Origin of the sequence: uncultured Bifidobacterium sp. (assembly GCF_949292005.1) — a bacterium.
Lineage (GTDB): Bacteria > Actinomycetota > Actinomycetes > Actinomycetales > Bifidobacteriaceae > Bifidobacterium.
The window spans coordinates 1-1684 of the sequence record NZ_CASEXV010000089.1 but is presented as its reverse complement, the minus strand read 5'-3'; the positions used below and the strand labels follow the sequence as shown (position 1 = coordinate 1684).

Sequence of the window (1684 nt, the reverse complement as noted above, 5' to 3'; positions counted from 1 at the left end):
TCTTCATCTCCCCGACTGATCCGATGAGGCCACCGGATGATCGGGCCTCGGATGTCGTCATGGCCATCACCGCGTATGTTTTTGCTCCGTCGGCCCCGAGGAAATCGGGAAGGATCTGGAACCCATTGGTCAGGCTCGTCACCGACTTTTCGAGCGATGCCAGCGAGGTCTTGCCGGACAGATACACCGTTCTCACTTTGGATGTCCGTGGCGTGCTCAGTGCGTCATAGGCATCGACCTGTTTGACCAAGGCGGAACTGATCGACGACATCTCCTTCTGCGACGACAGGATGGGGGTGAGGTTGATGGCCGCGTCCCCCGTGCTCAGATTCGATGTCTGAAGGGATTCCACCACGTCGACCAGTCGCGGCACGGTGCTTCCGACCACATTCGACATCACGGCGGTCATTCCCTGGACCGTGGCCACATCGTTCCCGATCACCGGAATCCGCGCCGCAATGTTCCACAAACGACCATGCGCTATCTCATTAGCCTTGGCCGTATCGTTTTTCGCGGATGAGATGCTCACCTTGATTGTGGACATCTTCTGCGAGGACGAGAGGGACGACACGGATTCCAACGACTTCAACGCTTTGGTCTCGTGGTCCTTCACCGACAGTGCCTGGTTGTAGAGCTTCCATGACGCCACGCCGCCCACGGCCACCAGCGCGAGAAGACAGACGCCCACAATGCCGAGAACCCACGGCCACAGTCGTTTCCCCTGCGGCTTCTGCGTCGCACCATGCGCCATAACGTGTCTAGCCATCAATTCCTCTTTCTCCCCACAACCACGCCTTCAGCATTCATGGCACAGATCGTCGCGCTCCTGATGATCCTTATGGCCACCATCATCACAGTCCGTCGTGGGCATAGCAAGCCGCCCCGCCGTAACACGAAAAATCAGCCGCGGTATCTCAACGACAAATCCCCGCCATTGGAAAGAATCCATGAATGCAACCGGCACACCGGAAGCGTCGCGGGAGACTCCCCATCAATCGAAGAGCTCCGATGAACGGTGTCCCAGAACTCCTCAGCGGGCCGATCGCACATCGGCACCGAGCAATGTCGTCCTCGCACGGCGTACCACCCCATCGTCATCGACTATACCCAATAGTGACATGATATGCCCATCAACGTGAAGGAATCATGAAAGCCAGGACACGGCCACGGCTAGCATGACGGCATGGCCTCATCACGCGGAACGACGACGCAATCCGACCGCAGCATCCTCCAACGACTACGTGATCGTCTCCGGCGCCTTGGACTCACGCTCATCCTGATCATCGCCACCTCCATGGTTCTTGTCACCGTCTGGTTCACGCTCAGTCCCACGCCATCGATCCTCCTTCTGTGAAACGCCTTCCGCGAGCAGGAACTCACCACGACCAGCGGATACGCGTCCATGCGGCGGAAGGTCACGGTCGTCAGGAATCTCACCTATCCTTCGAGCTACGGCCGCAACACCTTCGACCTGTACGAGCCCACGGAACGACAGTCCTCCACGCTGCCGGTGATCGTCTGGGCACATGGCGGAGGATTCATCGCCGGCGACAAATCGGGGATGACGGCCTACGCGACCATGATGGTAAGTCGGGGCTACGCGGTCATAGCCATGAACTACGACTACGCTCCCTATGGAAAGTATCCCGCCCCGGTGATCCAGATGGGAGAGATGGTGTCCCAT

General features: G+C 58.7%; 2 protein-coding genes and 1 pseudogene. 2 read left to right on the top strand and 1 reads right to left on the bottom strand.

What is annotated here, in order from left to right:
* Positions 1–766, bottom strand: a pseudogene (locus tag Q1X90_RS06865) (chemotaxis protein); the annotation flags it as partial.
* A 417-nt stretch (positions 767–1183) separates the two neighbouring features.
* On the opposite strand from Q1X90_RS06865, the gene Q1X90_RS06860 reads away from it, so the two are divergent.
* Together Q1X90_RS06860 and Q1X90_RS06855 are read left to right on the top strand one after the other, a co-directional pair.
* The gene (locus tag Q1X90_RS06860; RefSeq protein ID WP_300768415.1) at positions 1184–1354 is read left to right on the top strand and encodes a hypothetical protein; all 171 of its coding nucleotides are present in this window, start codon (positions 1184–1186) and stop codon (positions 1352–1354) included.
* 48 nt (positions 1355–1402) lie between these two features.
* A partial coding sequence (locus Q1X90_RS06855) for an alpha/beta hydrolase (protein ID WP_300768413.1) occupies positions 1403–1684 on the top strand: 282 nt, incomplete at its 3' end.

Excerpts from the sequence above, each read along its gene's own strand:
- Q1X90_RS06860 (WP_300768415.1), top strand. The coding sequence starts at position 1,184 with ATGGCCTCATCACGCGGAACGACGACGCAATCCGACCGCAGCATCCTC.